This window comes from Pseudarthrobacter leeuwenhoeki, from assembly GCF_055412885.1.
This window is the reverse complement of the sequence record NZ_JBVAYY010000006.1, coordinates 166,499-191,282: the sequence shown is the minus strand read 5'-3', so window position 1 is coordinate 191,282 and position 24,784 is coordinate 166,499. Positions and strand designations below refer to the sequence as shown.

Below are 24,784 nucleotides of genomic sequence, written 5' to 3'. Positions count from 1 at the left end.
AGACACAGGAACAGGCCCCGGTTGCCCGGGGCCTGTTCCTGTGTTCGGTGGTGCAGTGTTCCTAGCCGGCGATATTGCTCATCCGGTAGAGGAAGGCTGCCATCTGGTCACGGTTGACGGAGGACGCCGGACGGTAACTCCACGTTCCGTTCGCCTCTGCCCAACCCTTCGAGATGCCCTTCTCTGCCATCCACGAGATCTCCTTGTAGAAGCCATGGCCGGGCGCAACGTCCACGAACCGGGACGCCGCGGGTGCCGTGTAGTCCGGCGAGCCGGCCATCCGGTACAGGAAGGCAGCCATCTGGTCACGGTTGATGGTGGATTCCGGACGGAAAGTCCACGTATTGTTCGGACCCGCCCAACCCTTCGAGATGCCCTTTTCTCCCAGCCAGGAGATTTCCTTGTAGAAGCCGTGGCTGGTGGGCACGTCCGCGAACCGCGACACAGCAGGTGCCGTGTAGTCCGGCGAGCCGGCCATCCGGTACAGGAAGGCAGCCATCTGGTCACGGTTGACGGTGGACGCCGGACGGTAAGTCCACGTCTCATTCGGTCCCGGCCAACCCGCGGAGATACCCTCGCTCGCCATCCACGCAATCTCAGTGTAGAAATCGTGGTTGAGGGCCACATCCACGAATCTGACCGGGGTCACCACATTCGATGCCGCCGACCGCGGACTGGTACCTCCCGCATTGACTGCCTCAACCTGGAAGTTGTAGGCGGTGCCGTTGGTCAGGCCGGCCACCACGCGGCTGGTCTCCGTGGCGGCGATTCCCTCGATGGTGTTGACGACGGTTTCCCCGGTGCGGACCAGGACGTTGAGCGTCTCGGCACCCGCGGGAGCCGCGAAGCTCACCGTAGCGGTCGTATTTCCGGCAACTGCGGCGGGGGTAGCCGGGGCAGCCGGCGCCACCACAACGGCCGGGACAAGGTCGATGGTCTGGTCCGAGAACCGCAGCCTTTCAACGTTGGTGATCCGGTCCGTGCCGTCGTTGGTGTTGCCGTTGCCGCCGGTGCGGGTCACCGTGGTGACGGCGCCGACGGTGCTGATGTCGTACTCGTCCATTGCCCCGGAGAACGCTGCCGTGTCGACGTCGGTTTCGCCCGGGCTGGAAAGGATTTCCCGGACGATCTTCACGGTGCCGGGATCGATCTTTCCGGCCATGATGTCGGCCTGGAGTTCGGTCAGTGAGTTGGCACTCCTCTCGGTACCGTCGCTGTTGAGAACGCTGAGCCGGACGTTGAGCCACTTGTCGCCGTCGATGATGTCATCGGCGCCGTGGCCCCAGATCTCGTCGCTGCCGGAGCCGCCGATGATGATGTTGCCGGCACCGAAGGTGGTGGCGCCTGCTGGCAGCAGGTCGGCCAGTCCGTTGATCCGCGCGATGCCTGCCGCGTCCAACTCGTTCGTCAGGCCTTCGACGTTGACTTCGTTATTCGGAACCGAGGGCACCAGGTCGTCGCCGTGGAGCACGTCATCCTTGTCCCAGCCCGAGAGGGCCTCGACCAGGAGGAAGCGGTCCTTGAGGGCGTTGGGCCCGTCGACGATGATCTGGCGCATGTCGGATTCGGCCGGTTCGACCGAGCGGGCGTGCGTGACCCAGTCGAAGCCGAAGACCCCGTGGTTGCGTTCGATGCCGGGGCCGGCGACCATAACGTCGTCGCCGCCTTCGGCGTCGTAGTCGTCTTCGCCGGAATCGCCGATCATGACGTCATGGCCCGGGGCGTTGATGTCGTCGAAGAACGGTGCGCCGCTGTCGCCCTGCAGCAGGTCGTTGGCGTTTCCGCCTTCCATCCAGTCATCGCCGCCGCCGCCGAACACGGTGTCCGGACCGTCGCCGGCAAGGACCAGGTCGTTGCCTTCCCCTGCGAACGTTTCGTTGCCGTTGAGGCCGCCGTTGGAGAAGTCGTGGCCTTCACCGGACATGATGATGTCCAGGCCGGGTCCGGCGTCGATCGCGTCGTTGCCGGGTCCGCCCTTGAGGACGTCGTCACCGTGCGAATCGGTGATGCGGTCGTTTCCGTCGCCGCCGAGGACGGTGTCGGCTCCATCGTTGCCTTCGATGATGTCGTTGCCGTTGTTGCCCCAGATGGTGTCGTTGTCGATGCCGCCCCAGATCCTGTCGACCGCAAGGTCGGGGTTCACGTTGTCCAGGCCGTTGAATGTGGACTGGGCATTGAGCCCGGGACGGTCGACGGTGTTGCTGACGCGGTACCGGATGGTGCCGTCCGCCATCCGCATGAGGAGTGCGGATTCGTCGCAGGCCGAGGCCGGATCGTCCGCCACCGAGTTGCCGGTGGTTGCGGTGATGTTGCCCATCTCGAACTCGCAGTCCGCGACGCCGAACACGTCAGCCTTGAGGGCCGATGCGTCGGTGTTGCGCATGATGAGCTCGGACAGTGAGTTGCCTTCCAGCTGGGTCCGCAGGTTCAGGCCCGAGGTGCGGGAAAGGTAGTACAGGCGGTCCCCGTCCTGGAGGTCCGTCATCTGGCGTTCAAAGATGTAGTTGAACGTCGAGCCCAGCAGTCCGCCGAAGAGGTTCTGGCGTTCCGCAAGGCCTCCGACCCAGAGGTCGACGCTGCCCAGGCCGGTGGCCCCGTTAGCCCAGGCGCCCGTGCTGTTGACGAACTCGAAGGAGTCGATGGGTGTCAGCGCATCCTGCGTGTCCATGTCGAAGAGCCGCTGGGCGGCCGCCCGCTTGTCAGTGATCGACGCCGCGTCCGTGATGGTCGGGTGGGTGCCGTAGGCGGCCATGAAGTTCACCACGGAATCCGGGTGCTTGAGGTTCTGACCAAAATCCACCCAGCTGGTGTAGGGCTTCAGCGAGGACTCGCCGGTGCTTGCGTACAGCTGGGAGCGGAAGTTGTTCAGGGGCGGAACGCCGGTTTCGCGGCCGCGGGCCAGGTTCAGCGAGGCAAGGTCCAGGGGCAGGCCCAGGACGTTGTTCCGCAGGGTGTCCGTGACGAACTCGTCGAGCTCGGCACCGACCTGGTCCGTCATACCCATGGCGATGGCGCCGGCAGCCTGCTTCGGGCTCAGAGTGCCTGCCGTGCTGTTGTAGTACGCCGTGGGATTGAGGAAGGCGTCCAGCAGCGGCATTCCGATGTCGGTACCGTTGCTGGTCTTCCGGTCGATTGTCTCGGTCAGCATCGAGTGCCCGAACCGGTAGGTGGCGTGGGCGAACTCTGCACTGATGGCGGGATCGATCCCGGTGTCCGACTGCGTGAACACATTGAAGGGGTTGATGCCGGGCTGGATCTTGCGGGCAAAGTCCTCGAAGACGATGTGCTGGTATTCCATCTCCGTGACGTACCGTGCGGCCTGGAACAGACGTTCACCGTTCCATTGGCCGTTCGGGAGCTTCCACTCGTTCAGGTCGATGTTCTGCGTGGTGACGAGCTCCTGCATGTAGCCGACCAGCCGGTTGTGCTCCGAGTGGAACACCTGGTGGATGGCCGTCAGGCCGATGTTCTCGTTGACCCGTCCGTCACCGGCGACGAAGTGCGCGTCCAGCTGCTCGTTGTCGTAGCTTGCCGGGTTGGCGAGGGGCTGGGTGACCGGGTTGAGATCGGGGTCGCCGTCGGCTTGCAGCGGCAGTCCGGTCCGGGAGCTGAACGGCGCCGCGTTGTGCGCGATGTCGTCCAGGAAGGCGATGCCGATGCGCTCGACGTTGGCCGGCGGTGCGACCGGGTTGGCCAGGTTGCCTTCAACCCGGCCGGTGGCGGTCTCGTACTGCGGGAGTCCGTTGGGCCCGCGCAGGAAGCGGCCGTACTGGTCGGTCGCGATCTTGGGGATGTCCGCGACGTCATAGTCCGACAGTGCCAGTCCTAGAAGGTCATCTGCCTGCGTCTTGATGTCCGCCCAGGTGGCCATGCCGCCCGGTTGGCCCTCAATCAGCTCGCCGTTGGCCACCGGCTTGTTGTTCCCGTCCAGGGTGTATTCGCGCAGGAACACCTGGTGGGACGGGTGGGACGCGTAGGTCTGGCTCTGGTCCACCCAGGGCGAGTCAGTGTTGGTGGCGTCCTGCACATCATCCGCGGTGCCGAGTTCGCCATCCGGACCGGCCTGGTTCTCCGCCCGGCTCAGCAGCATGAAGTTCGTGCGACCGCCCGGAACGTAGAGCGGATCGTCCGCTGCGAGCGGCATCATCACGTGGTTCTTGGTCTTCTTGGTGAAATCCACGCCGTGATCGAAGAACTGTCCGAACAGGGCGAACATGCCGTTGTACGGCGGCGAGAGCCCGAAGTCAGTGGTGACGTTCGGAATGTCAAGCGTCTCTCCCTCCGCGACGCAGTTTTCCGGCAGCCCGTTGCCGTCGCAGGGGACCGCCGTCGGGCTGTCATTGACCGTGCGGTGGGCCTGGCCCGCAGCCGCAACGGCCGCCGGGTTGGTGGCCGTCTGGTCCACGATCACGTTGCTGACAAAGCGCGGACTGCTGTCCGTGACGTTGGCGTTGACGGACTTGTAGCTCTGGCCGCCGGACGTGGTGCGCCACTCCGGATCCGAAAGCCTGGGGAATGCCTTGCTGGCCGAACCGAAATCGTTCTGGCCAGCCACCAGGTTGTTCTCCGTGCCGTCCACCGTGCGGAGACCGTAGGGCAGCAGCGGGTTGGCAATCTGGTTGGGTCCGGAGCCCATGAGCGGCTGGCCGGCCACATCCTTGCCCTGGGCGTCCTCCTTGGTGGCGTGGTTTTCGGCGATCTTGATCTGCTTCAGAATGAACCGCATGTCGCCTGCATTGAGCGTGAATCCCTGACCCGTCGGCGCCGCGGAAACCGCCGGCGCCAGCACGGACGGCACGACCCCGGCACTGAGCAGGAGAGCGAGCGCACCGGCAGCGACTTTACGCGTGACGCCTGGTGCCGTCCCTCGAGCCTGGGGGTTGCCATCCCTCCCTCGGATCTTGCGATGTTTCGCCATGATTTGTCCTCCATCGAGTCGCACCGGCTCCCCCCTCAATGTGGTCGCTCGGCTCACTGGATAGCGTCAGCATGGCCCTGTGGCCTTGGGAAATTCTTGGGACCCGTGAGACGGGAGATACAGGAGGAGCAAAAGAGAGAAGTGGGTGGTGGGTGCAGAAGGAATCAGGTAGGACCTGATCAAGGCAACGCGGGGTCACTTCCCGCCCATCCGGAGGGTGGCTATGGGCGGGAAGTGACCCCGCGTTGCCTGCCGGGAGGCGGCCGCCGGTCTAGGCTGGCAGGATACACGGCCGTCCAAACGGCCTGGCGCTCCGAATGCTACACAGACCAGAAGGAGTCACCATGACCGGCACCACCGAATCCGCACAGACCACCCCCGCACCGGGGGGCACTCCACGAACGGTGCTTGTCACCGGCGCGACCGGCTACATCGGCGGCCGGCTGGTCCCCCGGCTGCTGGAGGCCGGGCACACCGTGAAGGTCCTGGTCCGCACGCCGGCCAAGATCGCCGGGGTTCCGTGGCTGGCCGACGTCGAGGTCGTCCAGAGCAGCCTCGACGACGGCGATGCCCTGCGCGCGGCCCTTGAAGGCGTCGACGTGCTCTACTACCTGGTCCATTCCATGGCAGCCGGGTCGGGCTTCGAATCCAAGGAAAAGGCGATGGCCGAGACCGCGGCGCGGGCCGCGGCCGACGCCGGCGTGGACCGGATCGTCTACCTGGGCGGTCTGCACCCCGCCGGCGCCGAACTTTCCACCCATATGAGGTCCCGCGAAGCGGTGGGCAACGTCTTCCTCGACAGTCCGGTCGACGCCATCGTTTTCCAGGCCGGCGTCGTGATTGGCTCCGGTTCTGCGTCCTTTGAGATGATCCGGCATCTGTCCGAGACGCTGCCCCTGATGCCCGCGCCCAGCTGGGTGCGCAACAAGATCGAAGCGATCGCCGTGCGCGACGTGTTGCACTACCTCGTCGGGGCCGCGGTCCTGGATGGCCCGATCAACCGCACTTTCGACATCGGCTGCCGCCAGGTCCTCAGCTACGCGGGCATGATGCAGGAATACGCAGCGGAGGCCGGGCTTCCGCACCGGGTGGTGCTGGCGCTCCCCATTCCCGCGCCCAAGCTCGCGGGTATGTGGGTCGCATTGACCACGCCGATTCCGCTGTCGATGTCCCTGCCGCTTGTGGAGTCCCTCCAGCACGACGCCGTCACCCGGGAACACGACATCGACGCGTACATCCCCCCGCCGGAAGAAGGTCTCACGACGTACCGCCAGGCAGTGGGCCACGCCCTGGGCAAGGAGCGCGACGGCCAGGTGCAGACCACCTGGGCCAGCGCGGGCGCCGACGCCGATCCGCTGCCGTCCGATCCCGAGTGGGCCGGCTACCTCGTGTACCTGGATGAGCGCAGCTACTCCAGCGACGTCGATCCCAAGTACGTCTGGACCATCATCGAGGGGATCGGGGGCCAGAACGGCTGGTATTCCATGCCCCTGGCCTGGCGTATCCGCGGCTTGCTGGACAAGCTCACCGGCGGAGCCGGGCTGCTGCGCGGCCGGCGGCACCCGCACCTGCTGGCCGAAGGCGAAGTGGTGGACTGGTGGCGGGCGGAGCGGATCGAGCGCGGCCGGCTGCTCCGGCTGCGCGCCGAAATGCGGGCGCCAGGCCGGGCCTGGCTGGAGCTGTCGGTGGAGCCGGAGGGAACCGGCAGCCGTTACCGCCAGCGGGCAATCTTCTTCCCGAAGGGCCTCAGCGGGCGCCTGTACTGGCTGGCGGTGCTGCCGTTCCACAGCCTGATCTTTCCTGCCATGTCGCGGAATATCACGGCCGCGGCGAAGGCGCTCCAGGATCAGGAATCGGAGCCGGCCGGGCACACCGCGTAGGATGTTTGGAGCCCGAAACGACCAGTTCGACCCACACGGAGGACCCCCATGGCATTGAGTGCATCTACCAGCCTTCCCCACCACGTTGGCCGCGTCACTGCCGTTTTCGTGAATGAGGACTTCCTGCGCCACACGAGCGAACTTGTCGGCGGCACCCTTGAATCCTTCTCCGTCGACGGCGACACGGCCGGCGCCTTCAGCACCACGACGGTGCGGACGATCCCGACCAACCGGATGCCGGACATGGCCCGGAAGTTCGTCGGCGAGAGCCTGTTGGTGACGCAGCTTGAGAGCTGGGACGCCCCGGCTGCCGACGGCTCCCGGCTGAGCAACATCACCATGACAGTTTCCGGCGCGCCGCTGGACGTCAATGCCGTCCAGCGCCTCGTCTCCAACGGCAACAGCACCCGGATCGAACTCGAGGGCACTGTGACGTCCTCGGTCCCGTTCCTGGGCGGCAAGATTGCCGAAGCGGCCGAGCCGATGGTGGGCAAGGCCCTGAACATTCAGTCCGCCCAGGCCCAGGCCTGGCTCGAAAGCCACTAGCACATGGAGTTGCCGGCAGTCCTTGCCGTCGTCCTGATCGTGGCGGGCCTCTGGTCCCTGGTTGTCTGGCCGCAGTTCCTGCGCCGGGTCATAAAGGATCCAAGGTCCCGCGACACTAACGGCAAAGCCACCCGCTTCCTCACCGTCCACATCATCCTGGTCAGCATCTCCATGCTCCTCGGGGCGGCGACAGCGGCAATCGGCATTGCCGCCCTGCTCGGCTAAGCCTTGATCCACCGATCCGCCTGGGCAGATGATCTGGATCCGGTTTCGGCGGTTTTGCGGGCTGAGGGCGTGGTGGGTTGCCGGGCCTCGCTGCCCTTCGGTGTTCCACTGGTGGTCCTGGTTGCGCCGTTTGGCTGGGTTGCCGGGGTTCAGGCGGGTTACGGCGGCGGGTGGAGGTGGTCGGACAGGCTCTGCCATGGTGTTTGCCAGGGCCAGGCTTCGGGGAGATGAAGGCGTATGTTCCGTGCGCTGGAGGCTATTCTGGCCGGGACGTGGATGAGTTCGCGGCGGATCGTGCCGGTCCTGGCCTTGCCGAACCGGCCGGAGGCGAGGATCCCGGCGGTGCGGGTGAGGTTGTAGGCCATGACCGCGGCGACCAGCCAGGCCGAGTTCGCCGCGAAAACACCGGAGGGCATGTGCGCCAGTGCACTGTCCTTCAGATCGGCATTCACCTGCTCGATGAGCGCGTGTTTGCGGTGGGTTTTGTCCGCTGCGACGGTGTCCAGGACTTCGGCGGGGACGGTGGTGAAGAACGCGTGGTGCCGGCGCGTCTCAAACAGGGTGGGTTGTCCGTCACTGGCTTTCGGGTTCAGCTCCGGGATGCGGCCCACGACCAGCCTGCCGGTGATCTGCTCGTCCTTTTTGCGGGAGCTGAATGCGGTGAACACGGTTTCGGCGACTTCCGCCCGGGAGACCCAGATGTTGGTGGTCTCGCCGAAAACCGCGTCGGTGTATTCAATGGTTTCCCACGCCGTTTCAGGGATCCCGGCGATGGCCCGCTTCACGGCCGGGTCCATCCGAACGGTCACGGACACCCCGGCCCCGCCGGCCAGTGCCGCGGAAACCGGGGCATGGCCGTAGTGGGCCGAAACGAACCGGCAGAGCACCCGCCCGCCGGCCTGGACACGCTTGAGGGTGGACAGGGCGTCGGTGATCAGGCGTTTGGCGCCGCGGGCCGAGTTCGCGGCACCCTTGCGCAACCGCTGGGTCAGGATGACCGGGGCGGTGTGTCCTTCGTGGAGGCGGTGGCCAGCAGGGCGTTCAGCCTGCGGACCCCGGAATACCCGAAGCCGGAGCCCTGCTTGGCGTAGCCGTGGACCTCGATGATCGTTTCGTCAACATCGACGAACACGAAGTCCTCCGCGCCAGGGGTTCCCAGCAGCGGGGCCCGGGTGGCCAGGTTTCCCAGGAAGCGGGACGCGACCGCGTCCAGCTGCCGCACGTGCCCAAACGTGACCTGCGCCGGCCAGCTCGTGCACACCGGCGTCCCGGGCCAACGTCATCACCGGCAGCAGCCCGGCAGCCGACACGAGATTCGGCTCGTCAAAAGAAACTGACACCGCGGACGGCTTGGGAGAACCTTGCATCTACGAGATGCCCTCTTTTCGGTCGTCAATGTGCTCTAGACAAGCTCCATTTTCCGTGAAAAGACGGGCATTCTCGGTTTATAACGCCGAGGACGATCCAACCATCATCGGTGGATCAAGGCTAAGGCCGAAGCCAAGCACGTCAGGGCCGACCCGCGGGGACCCGCCGGGTTTTAGGGTGCCGCGGTGCCGGACGCCTGGGCCCCGGCCTGGGCTTGGGCTTGGGCCCCGGCCTGGACTTGGGCTTGGGCTTGGGCTTGGGCTTGGGCTTGGGCTTGGGCTTGGGCTTGGGCTTGGGCCAGGGCATCTTCGGCCGCAACCCAGGAGATCATGGCGCACTTCACCCGGGCGGCGTATTTGGAAACACCTTCAAAGGCAGAAGCGTCGCCGAGGATTTCGGGATCCGCGTCGAGCTTCCCCCGGGACCGCAGGACGTCCCGGAAATGGTCAATAACCGCAGTAAAGCTCCCGACGTCCATCCCTTCGGCAAGATCGGCGAGCACCGAGGCCGAGGCCATGGAAATCGAACAACCCTCGCCGTCCCAGCGCAACTGGGCGACCTTCCCGCCAGACACCGCCACGCGGACCGTGATCTCATCCCCGCAGACGGGATTGAGCTGGTGGGACTGCCCGGACAACGCCCCGGCGGGAACCGGCGTCTCCGCCAGCCCGCTGCCGGTACGCAGTTTCGCGTGTTCCAGAATGATCTGCTGGTACAGCTGTTCAAGGCTCATGCGGAAAAGTCCTTAGGCTCCAAAGTAGGCTCGGACCCCGGCGACAGCCTCAAGGAACGTATCCACTTCAGACGTTGTGTTGTACAGGTAGGTGCTGGCCCTGGTGCTGGCCGTCAGGCCCAGCCGCCGGTGAAGCGGCTGTGCGCAGTGGTGGCCCACCCGGACGGCAATTCCCTTGCTGTCCAGGAACTGTCCGACGTCGTGCGCGTGCACACCGGCGACGTCGAAGGACGCGAGGCCGATCCGCTCCTCCCCGGGAGCCGGCCCGAGGACGCGGATGCCGGGAATCGACGAGAGGCCTTCGACGAGGCGCTGCCCGAGCTGGGATTCCCAGGCGTGGATGCGGTCCATGCCCGTCTCGGTGAGGTAGTTCGCCGCCGCGGCGAGTGCGATGGCCTGGGAAACCTTCTGGGTCCCCGCTTCGAAGCGCTGCGGGGCAGGCAGGAAGGCGGCACGCTCCATCGTCACCGTGGTGATCATCGATCCCCCGGTGAGGAACGGCGGCAGCGCATTCAACAGTTCTGACCGGCCATACAGCACGCCGATTCCGGTGGGCCCCAGCATCTTGTGGCCCGAGAGGACCGCGAAGTCGACGCCCAGGTCCTTCACGTCCAGGGGCAGGTGCGGCGCGGACTGGCAGGCGTCCAGCACGGTCAGGGCACCGACCCTGCGGGCCATTGCCACGAGGGTCCTGACCGGGTTGATGGTGCCCAGGACATTCGAGGCGTGGCTGAAGGCGAGGACCCTGGTGGCCGGGCCGATTATGCCGGCGGCAGCGTCGAGGTCCAGCACCCCGGCATCGTCGACGGGGATGAACCGAAGGGTCGCACCGGTACGCTCCGCGAGCTGCTGCCACGGGATGAGGTTCGCGTGGTGCTCCATCTCGGTGACGACAATCTCGTCGCCGGCTCCCAGAGCGAACCGTGCCGCCGGCCCGGCGGCGCCGGGCAGGGACGAGTTCAGGAATGCGTAGCTGAGCAGGTTCAGGCCCTCGGTGGCGTTGGAGGTCCAGATGATCTCGTCGGCGCCCGCGCCCACGAAGGCAGCCAGGGTCTCGCGGGCGTCCTCGAAGGACTCCGTGGCTTCCACGGCCAGCAGGTGCGCGCCGCGGTGAACGGCGGCGTTCCGCTGCTCATAGAACTCCTGCTCGGCCTCAATGACGCTGATCGGATTCTGCGAGGTGGCCCCGGAGTCGAGGTAGATCAGCGGGTGCCCGCCCATGGTCCTGGAGAGGATGGGGAAGTCGTTGCGTATCCGCAACACCTCGCCCTCGGTCAGGGCAGGCGAGAGCAGGGCCCGGGACTCTGACGTCGGCACAAAAGCCACGCTGGCCTCCTCGGATAGGGTGAAATGGACGAATTCCCATCATCCCACGGAACGGAGTACCCGATTCTGCCGGGGGTTCCGCCCGCCCCCGGGGTATCCCGGGGTGTCTCCCGTTGTCCCCGTTGTCCCCGTTGTCCTCGTTGTCCTCGTTGTCCGCGTGGTCCCTCCGGGGGGCTCAGTGCTCGTGCGAATCGCCGCCGGTTTCGATGAGGTCGACCCGCCGGCTGACGCCCAGTTTGGCGAACACCCGGTAAAGGTGTCCTTCCACGGTCCGCTGGGACACGCAGAGCTGCCTGGCTATCTCCGCGTTGGTGGCTCCGCCGGACACCAGATCCAGGATTTCGGTTTCCCGGGCGGTGAGTTCCGCATCCTGTTCAGGACGGACCAGGTCGATGTGGGCAGACATGCCGGCAGCGGTCATCCGGTTCTGGATCTTGCGCTGGACAGCCAGCAGTTTCCGCTTGTCGGTGCTTTCGACGAGGCATCGTTCCGCTTCCTGCGCCGCTTCGAGAGCCAGCAGCACATAGCCGGCCCGCAACGCCCTGTCACTGATCCTCACGAGTTCGGCGTCGTCAGCATGGAGCACCGCGAGCGCGTAGTCGTGCAGCATGCCGGCCTCCCGCCCCTCAACCGCGAGGCTGCTCCGTGCAAGACCGTCAGCGGCGGCAGTGTCCCCGCGGCGCACGGACAGTCGCCTGATGTCCGTCTCAGTCCCCCGCAAACCCTGCCGTCTGGCCTCCTCCGCCAGGCCGCCAAGCCTCTTGCTGACCTCGGCAACACCGCCCGGAGCCCCGTCGGCCGCGGTCGAGTACGCCTCGGCGAGCAACGGGAGTGCCCCCGGCCCGCGGTACCGGGACAGCCGGAAAGCGGTCGCGTGCTCCTCGGCCTCCCGCGCGTGACCCACCGCGGAGGCGGCGTATGCTGCGACCGAATGGGCGAAGGGCAGTAATTCCCAGGGATCGGCAATCGTGAGATCCTCGACGCCGAGAACGAGTTCGGCAATTCCCTCCGGCATGCGCCCCTGGCGGACACGGGCGAGGCCCCTCATCAGGTGCAGGATGCCGCCGCTGAGCGGCAGCCGCGAGGGATAGTCCGACTCATACTCGTCGAGGGCCGCGGCGAGAGATTCCCATTCCCCTGCCCAGTTCAGGCTCAGGCTGTAGCGCACCAGGAGGTCTTCATACACCAGGGGCAGCGCCTCGCTGGCGCTTCGCGCCCCCTGCCAGGCCTCGCGGGCCAGCCCCAGTCCGTCCACCACCCGGCCCTTGGCACAAAGCAACTCGGCGAGCAGCGACTCAGCCGGGATCTTGATCTCCTGCCGATCCCCGGCGGCCACCACCAGCCGGCTCAGCCCGCCCTCACGGTCCTCCTGGCCGTCGTTAAGGTGGCACGCGGTCGGCGGACTGGCGGCGGTCCCCGCCGCCAGTTCGATCGCGGCCAGATCCAGCCACGACGGCCCCGCCCCGGCGTCGCTGCGGAAAGCCCGTTGGCCGATGGCCGGACGCCCGACGTCGGACGGTCCGGCGGAAGTTGCGGCTCGGTCCGTTCCGGCCCGGTCTGCTGCGGCGGGTTCTGTTCCTGCAGCGTAAGTTCTCGGGGCGTCTGTTCCGGCAGTGCCTGTTGCGGCGGGAGCACCCCTGCGGTCCGGCGCCACGCCGGTCCCCGGCGCCGTTGTCCGTCCCGTCAGCCGGGCTGAGAGCAGCGCGGCCAGATAGCGGGTGTTTTCGTTCGGCATGGGATCCGCGAGCTGCAGGAGTTTTGCGGACTGCTGGCGGTCGCCCAGCAGGTACCGCGCGTAGGCCATCTGCAGCCGGGCCTCGGGCAGCTTCGCGTCATCGGAAACGGCTTCCGCGGTCCGCATCGCGGCGCCTGCATCGAGGGCGGCGTTGGCGGTGCACGCCGCTTTGAGCAGCTCCTCCGGCGGCACGGCGGCTCCGCAGTCCAGCGCCCACCGAACCCGGTTCAGGAATGCAGCCGCCGGCACGGGCCCTCCCGGAGGAAGTGCGACAAAGCTGGCACGCAATCCGGCGCTTTTTCCCGCCGGGACCCAGCGGCGAATGATTTCTCCGATCAGCGGACTCGCGGGACGGACCGTCCGGTCGGCGCCTCGTGAGACGCTGATGATCCCGGCCCGTTCCAGTGCATCGACAGCCTTCGGGCCACCGAACCCCAATAATTGGCCCAGCGGCAGCGGTCCCGCCAGGGCCACTATCGCGGCGGCCGTCCTTTCCTCGGGTGACATCGACCGGAGTTCATGGCCGATCAGGTCAGCTACGGGAATATCGGCCAGGCCGGGAGATGAGACGAGAAACCAGATGCCGTGACGCAGCGCCAGCGCCCCTGTGTTGCGGGCGTGTTCGATGAGGGACAGCAGCATGAACGGGTTTCCGGCGGAAGCATCGGCGAACAGCGCGCTGGCCCACGGCGAGACATCGGCGCGGAGCACTTGCTCGCAGAGCTGGTGCACCTCGGTTCGGGTGAGCGCCTCGAGGTCAAACTTCGCAACGATCCCGTCATCCCAGAGGGCCAGGAATTCCTCGGGAATAAGCAAACCCGGCCGGCATGTGGCCAGGATGCTGGCAGCACCTGTCGCGACCGCTTGCGCAACAAGCTGCGTCGTCCCGCGGTCCAGGAACTGGGCGTCATCGATCACGAAGAGCGGCTTGCTGGTCTGGGACTTGATGCTGTCTGTCACGGCTTTAACAACGGCGGCAAAGGAATCCAGGTCGCGGGCGGGCAGTTCGCCAAGGTAGGGCGAGAGCGCGCCGAAGGGCACGGCAGACAGGGCCGGTGTTGCCGTGAGCCGGATCATGGCGGTGTGGGGCCGGAGTTCCCGGATGACCGCCCGGGAGACGGCGGTCTTCCCGGTGCCCGGGTTCCCGACGATGAGGGCGCCGGACATCCCGCCGTCGCGAAGGCATCTGATGATGTCCTTGACGACGCCGGTCCGGCCAACCAGGGTGGCGGACTCAGTCAGGCCTTCCACCCGTTGTCCTCCCTGCGGCCGCACGTCGGCTCCCGGGCCGACCGGAGACGAGGGCGCCGGGTCCGCCCGGACCGCCCCGACCGCTCAATAGTGAGAGCGCCGGGTCGGTCAGCCCAGGCGGGCGTGTTCGACGGGTCCGGAGATGACATCTTTGAGTTCCGACCTGCTCGCGACGTGGAGTTTCGCATACACCTGGTAGAGGTGCCCCTCAACGGTGCGGACGGAAACGTGCATCTCGTCAGCGATCTTGCGATTGGACGTACCTGTGGCCGCCCTGACCGCCACCTCCGATTCCCGGGCGGTCAAGGTGGAGGTCAGCAGTGAGAGCACGCCGTTCCTGGGGTTGCCGAACCGGTCTTCCAGGGACTGCTGCGTGCGCTGGGCCATCCGGAGGGAGATGCGGTTACCGGCGTCGTTGGCACAGCTGACTGCTTTTCTGGTCACGTCCCTGGCGAAGACCGCGTGGCCTGCCGCGTCGGCGTCCTTGGACGTCGCCAGCAGTTCCTCGCTGTCGGCATCCGCCAGCCCTTCCGCCAGCCGCGAGCACAGACCGGCGAAGTGCCCGGTGACCTGTCCCGCAAGATCACTGAGTTTCTGGCTGGCCTGGCGGTCTCCCAGCCGGGCTACCGCTGAGAGGAACTGCAGGCCGGTGGCAAGCGCCGACGCGTCCGTGTCAATGTCCGCTTCCAGCTTCAGCGCGCGGAGGGCCTCGGTCTTCTGGCCGATTTCCGCCTTGGCGGACAGCTCAAAGTACCGGGTGATGCGGTTCACGAGCCACGATGCCCGGGGCTGCTGCTCCTCGACTTCTACCAGCAGGGCGCCAGCCTTTTCCTCATCGCCCTGAAGCGCGAATGCATAGGCACAGGCTGCGGTTGCGAGTCCGGAAACAGCATCCGGATCGTGCATGCTGAGCTGCCAGACCCCGGACTGCAGCCGCTGGAGTGCCCCCGTGAGGTCACCACGATGGAGGTCCACGATCCCCTGGCCGATCTCAAACATGCCGCCCAGCCGGGCTTGCTGGTCCGAGGATTCCGAGGTCTCGGAGAGGAAGCCTGCTGCCTCCCGGAACTTCGCGGACAGCAGCAAAAGCATCAGGAACCGCCCGCGGATTTCCCGGATCGAAGCGTCGGGAAGGTCGAGGGCGCCAGCGGCAAGAATGGCTTGCCTGCCGAGCCCCACCGCTCCCAGGATGTCGCCGGTGACGGCCTTCGCCTCACACAGCAGGCTCGCGGCGATGACCTTTGCTTCGCTGCCGAGGTCGGTGGAATCCGCGTCCTCGAACATTTGCAGAACATCGCCATACCGGCCTTCGAAGGCGGCCAACTGGGCATAAGCCAGGCGCACCCGCTCGGCCAGCGGACCTGGCGCCGCCCCGGCGTCCCCGGTCACCGTGAGCCGCAGTTCAATCTCCTGCAGCCTTGCCAGTGCGCTGGCCGGGGCTGCGGGGCTGCGCCTGTCCAGTTCAGCCCACAGCAGCTGCAACGAGGCCCACTCATCCAGTGCCAGCCCGTCACCGGCCCGCCGTTCAACGTCAGCCAGGATGCGGCGGGCGGCGTCGTCATTGTGCAGGGCGATGAACGCCCGGGCAGATTCGAGAGCCACTTCCGCCAGTTTCTCCCCGCCCGCGATTTCCCGGGTAAACCTCAGGGCGGACTGCGGGTCGGATGCCTTGTTCGCCATGCGGGCCGCCGCCAGGGCCAGCCTGGGGTCCACCTCTTCCCCGCAGTCCAGTGCCCACGAGACCGCCGTGGACCCCGTGAATTCGTCGATATCCTGGTCCTGGAGTACAGCTCCCAGCCGGCGGCGAAGCTCAGCACTGCGACCGGGCGGCACCACGCTGGCCACGATTCCGGCCGTGACCGGGTTGGTGATGCTCACCATGGGTGGATGGTCATGGCTGACGCGGATCAGCGCCCGCTCCTGCAGCGTGTCAATGTCTTGCGCCCGCGACACGCTCATCAGGGTCTGCAGGGGCAACGCTCCGGCGAGTGACAAGAGCTCGAACACATCGCGCTGCCCGGGGCTAAGCCGGTTCAGGCGGGCCTTGAGCACATCCCGGATCTCACCGGCCAGAGCCACCGGTTTGTCCCCCAAAACCCAGGAATCCTCGTGGCGGACAATTGTTCCGACCCTGATCTGCTCCCGTGCCAGAGAATGCAGGAAGAGCGCGTTGCCGCCGCTGGCGTTCCAGAGGGCGCGTGCCGCGGTGTGAGAGAAGTGCCCGCCGTACTCCAGGGCAAGACTGTCGGCCGTTTCGCGGAAATCGAACGGGCCAAGGTCCACACGGCGCAGCAGATCGTCCTTCCAGAGTCCCATGATGTCGCTGCCCAGATTGGGCAGGTCAACGCACGCTGCAAGCAGCAGGACGTGTCCGCCGGCGCAGAGCTGGGCAACCATCATGGTGGAGAGCTCATCGAGGTCATGGGCGTTATCGACGAAGAGTACAACGCTGCGGCCCTGGGCCCGGGTATGAAGGAGCTGGGTCAAACCCCGCAGCACCATCAGCGGGTGTTCAAGGTGGGAGGCATCGAGTTCGTTGAGCAGGACGCTCAGGGCCCCGTACGGGAGTTTGGAGGAAATGGAGCTGCCCCGGACCTGGACGACCAGGTACTCATCCCCCAGCTGTTCGAGGGCCCGCTGGGCAACAAAGGACTTTCCAGCCCCGTGTTCCCCCACAAGTACTGCCCCGCAACCCGATCCCGACGTCAGAGACGCGACCACGTCGTCGACGGTTTTGCGCCGTATGTAGCGCTTCTCGAGCCGCCCCTTCCCCGGACGTTGGACGACTGACATGACATCTGATCTGCCGCTGCCCGCAGGCGGGCCGGCTTCTTGCTGAAACATGAGAGAGACCTTCGCAATCAAAGTTATGACTACCGATACGTCCAACTTATTGACGAAAGGAAAGTTCCGGATGCGTAAGCACTACTCGACTACCAGTGCGGGGGCGGGCCCTGGGCTACGTGGATGTACTCAGGATGCGCGGGCCGGAATGCTGTCTTAACCAAGTAGTCGGCGCCGGCCCGGCAGTCCGGTGGCGCGGGCCGCTGCCACTCGGGCATACGTACGGCCGAGGAACTGGGAGGGCTTCCGCGCCAAGGCGTGATCCTGCTCCCTACCGTCACAGTCCTGGCACGGCCGCCCGGTGAACGGGCGGCCGAGCCAGGACTGGGGCCACTGCCAATCTTAGGGGAGCCGACGGCGGCTGGGGGGAGGAACCTCGGTCTCAGAAGGTTCCGACGCCGTCGGCTCCGTCAAAGGGGTTCACGCAGAATGCGCGAACCATTCGGGAGACCATTTCGGAGGGTTTTTAGGGTGTACTGCACCAGTGCGGACCATCATTCCCCACGCGGGCGATCCTGGCTGCTTCTTCGGAGTGCCCGGGCCGCTTCCGCGTTGATGGCTTCACGTTCAAAGTCCTTCGTTGTGTGGTTTTGTCGGGTGGTTCCTGGTGCCTGATTACAATTTAGCGAACCGGACACCGACCGCGCACCGGTAGTCCGTACTCGAATTCGTGGTGGGTTCGGATCGGGCCCGTGGTCGAGGGTACTTGTCACGGCGGCCGGTTGGGGACGCTTGTGCGGTCCGGCTACGCGGTCCCGATACCCAAGCGGTCGGGTGCCTACTTGCAGGCCCGCCCGGAGCCACGCGCCGCGGCAGGGTGAAAGGGAGTGATGCCTGCCCCGCGCCGGGCCACCACGGGCAACAGGGGCTGGGGTCCGGCAAAGGGCCGGGCCGGAGAAAGCCCGGGACCAGCTAGGAGGTGGATACTCCCGGGAGCTGGTCCCTGCCTTTGACGTTGAGTTTGGCGTAGCTGCGGTAAAGGTGGCCTTCGACTGTTCGGATGGACACCTGCAACTCGGCGGCAATCTGTCGGTCGCTCAGTCCGCGCACCGCCAGTGCGACGATGTCGCGCTCCCGGCGCGTCAACAGGCCAAGGGCGTCGGCGTCGGCTTCCTGTTCCTGGCCGGCGATGCTGTCTGCCCGGGCCAGGCACCGCTTCCGCTGGGACGTCGCCATGCGTTCCCGCAGGGTGTCGCCGGCCGCCCGGTACCCGGTCGCAGCGGCATCGTAGGCGAGCGCCGCGAAGCCCCACAGCTGGGCGTCTTCGCAGCTCTTGCCCGCTTCCAGATAGTCGGGAGCCAGGTCGGCGCGGACCGCCGCGGCATAGTGGCAGACCGCGGCGGGCCTGGGGCCTTCCAGCTGGGGTTGCAGTTCAAGCAGCCGGGTGGCCGCGTCCCGGTCTCCGAGGGCCAGGCAGAAAGCAAGCGAGTCGAACTCCAGGCCTGCTGTGGAATCGTCGCCGTGGGGCCGGCCCAGCGCCCTCAACTCGTCGACGGCGCCCGGGTAATTGCCCAGGCGGGCCTTTCCGTAGTTGACCGCCATCTGCGAGAGGATGCGCAGGTAGCGTGACACCGCGGGCGGAGCGGCTTCGTAGTCGGCGAGGAACGCCGCAGCCTTGTCCTTGGCGCCGACTTCGGCGGCGGCGGCGAAGGCCATCGACGACGTCAGGGCGAAGAGCTGCTGGGGATCCGCGAGCCGCAGTGATTCCAGGGCCACGCTGAGGGTCTTCAGGGCCTGGGCTGCCCTGCCCTGGTACAGCAGGATGATCCCGTGTGCGGCATGGAATCCGCCGCCGAACGAGGTGGGGTTTGGTCCCGGTCCGGCGGCTACACCGGCCAGGAGGCTTTCGGCGGCTTCCCAGTCGCCGCCGTGGATCAGGGCCGCTGCTGCCCGCCCCACGAGGAAATCGGCGAGGAAGTACAGTTCTTCGGATCCGGCGCCCGCGCTTTCCAGAGCCTCGGCCACCGCAGCGAACGACTGGACCGCTTTGCCCTGCACAAGAAGCCGTTCCGATGTCAGCGCCAGCCTGAACGCAGTCTCCAGGGCGTTGGCCGGCGGAGGCTGCGCGCCAGCCCCCGATTGGGCCTCCGTGCCCGCACTGTCCGGGTATTCCCCCGCCAGCGCGAACACCATGGCGTGAATGGTCGCGTAGCGTTCCCGGGTTGCCGCGAGGATTCGCTCGGCATCATCCGGGTTGTTCCGGGCCAGCTGCTCCCCTGCCTCCAGGAGGGCTCCGGCGCGGTCCATGATGTCGGCCGGCGCCTGGCCCAGTGCAGCCTGCACGGCAGCCCACATCATCGTTCCCGTGAGAAGGACCGCCACGCTGAGGCCCTTGGCGAAGTCGGCGTCGAGGATGTCCCGGGCGGACGCGTAGTCCGAGGTATTGAAGTAGGTCCGTGCCATCACGGCCCGCGCAGCCACCTGCAATTCGGGGTCCTTGACCAGTGCGGCGGCTTTGCGTGCCAGTTCATCCTTGTGAAGCCGGCTGGCCAGGACGGCGGCGCGCAGCAGCTGCCGGTCCTCGACCTCCGCTCCACATTCCATCGACCAGCTCACCTGGCGCAGGAGGCCTTCTGCCGACGTCGGTTCGTTGTCCATGAGCCGCAGGAGGCTCTGCCGGAGCTGGAGGCTGCGGGCCGGTGAAATCAGGTTGCGCAGCGTGTCGCCGAAGATGGAGTGCCAGAGCCTCAATTGCGGGTGCGGTGCCGGCGTAACCCGGATCATCTCGTGTTCGATGAGGGCCGCCACCGGGTCTTCGCCTACCGTGGCCTCAATCAAGTCGCGGGACACCGGCTCGGCCAAGGCAATGAGGTTCAGGGCCTGGCGCTCTTGCGGGGAACGCCGAAGCAACTTCCGGCGCACGACGTCGGTCAAGCTTTCCCCGTGGCTGTTAAGCGGACGGGCGAGAAGCCACACTCCGTTGCGTGGCAGCAGCGTGCCGTCGTTCTTCGCGTCGTCGATGAGACAGCTGAGCAGCAGCGGGTTGCCCTCGGAAGCTTCCCAGAGGATTTCGGCAACGCTCGGCAGGACCTGGGGACCCAGCACACTTTCGAGGATGTCGTAGGTCTGCTGCTGGGTCAGTGGACGGAGGTCAAGGCGTTCCGCCATGCCCTCAAACCACAGCTGCAGCAGCGGTTCCGGCAGCCCCGGCCGGGTGGACGAGGCAACCAGCAGTTTCGCCCAGCCGGCCGCGGCGAGTTCCACCAGGATTCCGGCGGTCGATTCGTCAAGGTCATGGGCGTCGTCGACAACCAGCAGCAGGGGCTTCTGCGAAGCGCGGCGCTCTTCCTCCAGCCCCGACCAGAAGGTCCTGAGCACCGCCAGCTGCGAGGTGGCCTCCTGTGCGGGCAGCCCGACAATAAAGGGACCCAGCACCCCGTACGGCACATTCGCCAGCGACGGGCTGCCGTGGATGCGGACGGGCGTCACGGCCGACTGCAGTTCGTTCACCACAGCGTCCAGAAGGGTGGATTTGCCGATCCCGCTGTCACCGAGCACCAGTACCGCAACGTGGGTGTTCCCCAGGATGGCCTCCACCGCCGACCGCAGGTCCTCCGCCCGCCCGGCCAGGGCCCTGGGTGCTTCCGCCGCCGCGGGGGCGGCCGCGCGGTTCCTAGATGAGTCCAAGCAGATCACTTCGCGAAGAAACTCCCAGCTTGGTGAACACCTGGTAAAGGTGGCCTTCCACTGTCCGCACAGAAATGCCGATGGCCAGGGCAATGTCCTTGTTGGAGACCCCGTTGCCGGCGAGGGTGGCAATCTGCCGCTCCCTGTCCGTGAGCAGAGGCCCCTTGTTCCGGGGGATGATCGGCAGCGCAGGCAAGGAATCCGCGAGGCCCTCAAGGATGGCATGGGCGGCGCTGGCCTTCCCGCTCAGCCCGCAGGCCTTGGCGAAGTCGAAAGCGAGGGCGGCGCATCTGGCCTGGACTGCGTCGAGTTCCATGGCCGCGGCCTGGCTGGCGGCCTCCAGCATAACGGTGGGATCCTTCTTGCGGCTGCCCACGGCAATGGTCCGGGACAGCTCCGCGAGGGGCCCCTGCCGCAAAGCCGCGATGTCCTCCAGGAACTGGAAGTCCTTGGTGGTGCCGTTGACCGTCGCGCCGAGCATGAAGATGCCGGCCAGGGTGTACCGGCCCGACCGGTAATGATCCTCGGCCGCGCGCACCAGCCGGTCCTTGGCCTCCGGATCCCCCAGCCACCGCGAGGCCATGTCCATGCAGAAGTCCGCGGAGCTTCGGACCGCGAAACGGGCGGGGCCGTCCGCTGACCGGGCGCGGTCCAGATAGACCGTGGCCTGCACGGAATTCCCGGTCTGGGCGTAGGCAAAGGCGGCGGCTGCGTAGGCCTGCCGCAGAGAGTGCAGGCTGGCCCGGACTTCGAGCTGCGCGATCGCGGCCAGGAGGGGGTCCAGGGCCATGTAGCCGCGGCCCGCGTACACGTAGGCAAGGCCGACAGCCAAATCAGTGGGCGCGCTGCCGGAATGCAGACCGTGGCCGGCCCGGCCGCTGGCATCCTTGAGCATGTCGATGCTCTGGCGCCAGTGTCCCGACAGGAGCAGCACGTTGAAGGATCGCCACGCGAAGTTTTCCCGGATCCGCGGAACGTTGGACCATTCCCCCAGCTGTCCGCCGATCTCCCGCATCAGCCTGCGGGCCTCCACCTCCTTGCCCGTCATGCAGAGGGCCTCCATCAGAATGATGCCGGACCTGAGCCGGTGCACCGGATCGACGTCGTCCACGTCCAAGGAGGCCGCGGCACGGAGCCGGTCCATCATGGGCGCGTAGTCGCCGACAAAGGACAGGTAGTTGAATTCGCAAAGGTCCAGGCAGAGCCCGGCACGGGTCAGCCCTTGCGGTGACGCCGCCGGCAGCTCCCCGGCGAGCTCACGGAGCCGCAACCGGGCCTGCCGGAGCAGCTCAGGGACCTCACCGGACCGGTCCTCGAGCCAGGACATGCAGTCCGCCTTCGCGGCAATCAGATCCGCGTAAGCCTCCGCGCCGAGGGCGCCGAGCTGTACCTCGGACACATCGTCCAGGGCCGCCATGGCCTGCAGGGGAAGCCCCAGCTGAAGGTACGCGGCGGATTTCTGCAGCTGGCCCTCGGCCCACTCCGGGTCCTTCGTACTCAGGCTGCCGGCGCATTTGAGCGCGAATTTCGGGTCAAAGAGTTTGACTGCGGCTCCGGCAGCCGCCACGGCGTGGGCAGGCGCCAGGGGCGCATCACAGTCGTGCGTCCACGCCGCGTAGGCCAGCAGGTCCTCCACGGCCAGGTCGTTGAGCTCGTCCTGATGATGCCCCGGCACCATGTCCCGCAACTCCAGCCTGCGCTCCACACTGAGCCAGTTGCGGACGATGTCGCCCAGATACCGGTCCCCGAGTGTAACGAGGTGCCGGCCCGTCCGGTCGACTACGATCTGACCCGCATCTTCCATGTCCGCGATGACGCCAGGGCTGTACATCCGCGCGAGCCGGGCCAGCGGCAGGCTCCGGGCACAGGAGAGTACCTCGATGAGTTCCCGTGCCACCGGCGTCTCGCGGGCGTACCTGGCCCGGACGATGTCTTCCAGCGCAGTGCGCCCGTCAAGCTCCACCTCATCGACCAGGGTCCAGACGGATCCTGAGAGCACGAGGTTTCCCCGTTCGATCTGCTCCGAGACCACGGCCTGCAGCAGGGTCGGGCTGCCGCCCACCAGATGGTGCAACTGGCTGGCCAGGGCGGTGGACACCCTGTGCCCCAGCGCTGCCTGGAGCACGTCGAGGGTTTCGACCTCCGTGAGGTTGGCGAGCGGGACCTCCGCCAGCTGCCCGGAGGTAAGGAGCCAGTAGAAGTCCGGCGGAAGGTCCGTTGTGCGCTGGACGGTAGCGACGAGCCGCGCGGTCCCGGTCTGCACCAGGTTGAGCAGCACCCCCGTGCTCAGTTCGTCCAGGGCTCCGGCGTTGTCCAGCAGAATGACGCACTTGCGTCCGCCGGCGTCGTCGCGGATCAGGGACGTGATGCCGTGCAGGATGGCCGTCGGCGAGCCAAGGGAGCTTTGCGGCAGGCGGGCGAGCGTGAAGGCCAGGCAACCATAGGGCGTGGCCGAGCCCGGTCCCGAGCTGCGGAGCTGAAGCGTGTAGACGTCGGGTCCGAAGCCTGCGACCGCGGCGCGTCCCACCTGGGTTTTGCCCACCCCGCGCTCACCGGTGATGACGACGCCCACGCGGCCCTCCGCCAGCAGTGCGCTGCGGACCCGGTCGGCGTCGGCGCTGCGCGCGAGGCCTGACCACCTGTGCCGGTCCAACGGACCGGTTACAGTCCCTTCTTCGGCGGGTGCCAATGTAGTGGAAACATTCCCCCAGCCCAGCGATTCCCTCGACATCTTGTTTCCTTCATACCGCTTTGCGGACAGCAAACCTGAGACCGTCCGCTTAGAAGTTGCGTATCCCTATCCCCCGACATGAGAGTAGAGCGATCATATCCGCATTTCAGAAAGCGTGGAAGAAATTCGAAGGTCTGCCCCGGCGCATGGCGCGGGGCGCCGCGCCGGAAGCTCCCGGGTTTTGCCGGCTACGGCGTCTTCGCCGGGTGGAACTGCTGCTGCGCCGCCAGCAGGCCGTCGCGGACCAGGGCTTCCGCGGCGTCCGCCGCGGTGTCGATCAGGAAGGGCAGTTCCTTCTTCTCGGAACCGGAAAAGTCCTTCAGCACAAAGTCAGCGGTGTCCATCCTGCCCGGCGGGCGTCCCACGCCGACCCGGACCCGCAGGTACTCCTTGGTGGCGAGGGCCTTGGAGATGTCGCGCAGCCCGTTGTGGCCCCCTTCGCCGCCGCCCAGCTTCAACTTCACCGCGTTAAAAGGGATGTCGATCTCGTCGTGCACGGCGATGACGTGGCCGGGCTCGATGTCGTAGAACCTGCAAAGCGCCGAGACCGGGCCACCGGAGACGTTCATGTAGCTCAGCGGCTTCGCCAGCACCACGCGCGGGCCGCCGATGCCAAGGCGGCCTTCCAGCACCTGGGCCCGGGACTTGTGCGACTTGAAGCCGCTCCCGATCCGGGAAGCAAGTTCGTCGAGGACCATCTGTCCGACGTTGTGCCGGTTGTGGGCGTACTCGGCTCCGGGGTTCCCGAGGCCTACGATCAGCCAGGTGTCAGTCATGGATCAGTCCTTTTGTGGGGCAGTCCGGGTCGGGCGGCAGGTGGGCAGGCTGTGCAGACGACGGCGGCCGGGCCCCATTGGGACCCGGCCACCGAAAATCGCCGGAACTACTCGGCTGCGACTGAGACCGAAGAGCCTTCGGTGGTGTCGGCGGATGCTTCTTCCTCGGAGACCTCGGTGGCCTCGGAGATGTGCACAACGAGGGCCTCGGCGTCGGCCAGCAGGACGGCGCCCTTCGGCAGGACCAGGTCGGAAGCGTGGATGTGCTCGCCGGCGGTGCGGCCCTCGATGCTGACCTCGATGCCGGTCGGCAGGTGGGTCGCCTCGGCCTCGAGGGAGACGGTGGTCATTTCCTGGTTGAACACGCTGCCCGGGGCAAGTTCGCCGGTGACGTGCACGGGAACGTCGACGGTGACCTTTTCGCCGGTGCGGACGGTCAGGAGATCGAGGTGCTCGATGATCTGCTTGATCGGGTCGCGCTGGATGTCCTTGACCAGGGCGAGGTGCTGTTCGCCGTTGATGTCCAGGGTCAGCAGCGCGTTGGCAACGCGGACGGCCAGGGTGGTGGACTTGGACGGCAGGGTGATGTGGATCGGCTCGGCGCCGTGGCCGTAGATGACGGCCGGAATCAGGCCTTCCATGCGGGCGCGGCGGGCGAAGCCCTTGCCGAATTCGGTGCGTACTTCTGCTGCGAGCTTCTGCTCAGACATGGGTATCTCCTAGTGGACTAGCGGTTGATAGCAAGGGCGGAGGTCTGTTTGCGACCTTCAACGCCGGGTGGCCGAGCGGCCGCCCTTCCGAAGGGAGATTCAGACCCAGTCGAT

11 protein-coding genes and 2 pseudogenes are annotated in these 24,784 nt (G+C 66.7%); 3 read left to right on the top strand and 10 right to left on the bottom strand.

Annotation, left to right across the window (positions count from 1 at the left end):
* Positions 1-61: 61 nt before the first annotated feature.
* Positions 62-4,726: a peroxidase family protein gene (locus ACZYX4_RS07140; protein ID WP_463874782.1), complete on the bottom strand. Its 4,665-nt coding sequence runs from the start codon at positions 4,724-4,726 to the stop codon at positions 62-64.
* Between the two features lie 536 nt (positions 4,727-5,262).
* On the opposite strand from ACZYX4_RS07140, the gene ACZYX4_RS07135 reads away from it, so the two are divergent.
* Genes ACZYX4_RS07135 through ACZYX4_RS07125 form a run of 3 tightly spaced genes read left to right on the top strand, consistent with a single transcriptional unit; the run spans position 5,263 to position 7,569 of the window.
* Positions 5,263-6,798, top strand: a complete 1,536-nt coding sequence (locus tag ACZYX4_RS07135; RefSeq protein WP_463874781.1) for an SDR family oxidoreductase — start codon at positions 5,263-5,265, stop codon at positions 6,796-6,798.
* A gap of 48 nt (positions 6,799-6,846) precedes the next feature.
* Positions 6,847-7,344, top strand: a complete 498-nt coding sequence (locus tag ACZYX4_RS07130; protein WP_463874779.1) for a DUF2505 domain-containing protein — start codon at positions 6,847-6,849, stop codon at positions 7,342-7,344.
* 3 nt (positions 7,345-7,347) lie between these two features.
* Entirely contained in the window at positions 7,348-7,569 is a 222-nt protein-coding gene (locus tag ACZYX4_RS07125) for an SCO4848 family membrane protein (protein ID WP_463874778.1), read from the top strand.
* A gap of 158 nt (positions 7,570-7,727) precedes the next feature.
* On the opposite strand, the pseudogene ACZYX4_RS07120 reads toward ACZYX4_RS07125, so the two are convergent.
* The 9 genes and pseudogenes from ACZYX4_RS07120 to ACZYX4_RS07080 all read right to left on the bottom strand — a co-directional run bounded on the left by ACZYX4_RS07120 (position 7,728) and on the right by ACZYX4_RS07080 (position 24,670).
* Positions 7,728-8,936 (bottom strand): annotated as a pseudogene (locus ACZYX4_RS07120) (IS1380 family transposase).
* 290 nt (positions 8,937-9,226) lie between these two features.
* Positions 9,227-9,670: pseudogene (gene sufU / locus ACZYX4_RS07115) on the bottom strand (Fe-S cluster assembly sulfur transfer protein SufU); the annotation flags it as partial.
* A 12-nt stretch (positions 9,671-9,682) separates the two neighbouring features.
* Positions 9,683-10,987, bottom strand: coding sequence for a SufS family cysteine desulfurase (locus ACZYX4_RS07110; protein ID WP_463874831.1), 1,305 nt, complete (start codon positions 10,985-10,987; stop codon positions 9,683-9,685).
* A gap of 184 nt (positions 10,988-11,171) precedes the next feature.
* Positions 11,172-13,982, bottom strand: coding sequence for a LuxR C-terminal-related transcriptional regulator (locus ACZYX4_RS07105; RefSeq protein WP_463874777.1), 2,811 nt, complete (start codon positions 13,980-13,982; stop codon positions 11,172-11,174).
* A gap of 108 nt (positions 13,983-14,090) precedes the next feature.
* The gene (locus ACZYX4_RS07100) at positions 14,091-16,775 is read right to left on the bottom strand and encodes a LuxR C-terminal-related transcriptional regulator (protein ID WP_463874776.1); all 2,685 of its coding nucleotides are present in this window, start codon (positions 16,773-16,775) and stop codon (positions 14,091-14,093) included.
* 963 nt (positions 16,776-17,738) lie between these two features.
* Positions 17,739-20,453 carry a LuxR C-terminal-related transcriptional regulator gene (locus ACZYX4_RS07095; protein WP_463874775.1) on the bottom strand — a complete coding sequence of 905 codons (2,715 nt, stop codon included), beginning with the start codon at positions 20,451-20,453 and terminating at the stop codon, positions 17,739-17,741.
* The gene (locus ACZYX4_RS07090; RefSeq protein WP_463874774.1) at positions 20,440-23,106 is read right to left on the bottom strand and encodes a helix-turn-helix transcriptional regulator; all 2,667 of its coding nucleotides are present in this window, start codon (positions 23,104-23,106) and stop codon (positions 20,440-20,442) included. Before ACZYX4_RS07090 ends, ACZYX4_RS07095 begins: the two co-directional genes overlap by 14 nt.
* A 266-nt stretch (positions 23,107-23,372) precedes the next feature.
* The gene (gene pth / locus ACZYX4_RS07085) at positions 23,373-23,960 is read right to left on the bottom strand and encodes an aminoacyl-tRNA hydrolase (protein ID WP_463874772.1); all 588 of its coding nucleotides are present in this window, start codon (positions 23,958-23,960) and stop codon (positions 23,373-23,375) included.
* 107 nt (positions 23,961-24,067) lie between these two features.
* A complete protein-coding gene (locus tag ACZYX4_RS07080) occupies positions 24,068-24,670 on the bottom strand; it encodes a 50S ribosomal protein L25/general stress protein Ctc (protein WP_463874771.1) in 603 nt (200 codons plus the stop codon).
* Between the last annotated feature and the right edge of the window lie 114 nt (positions 24,671-24,784).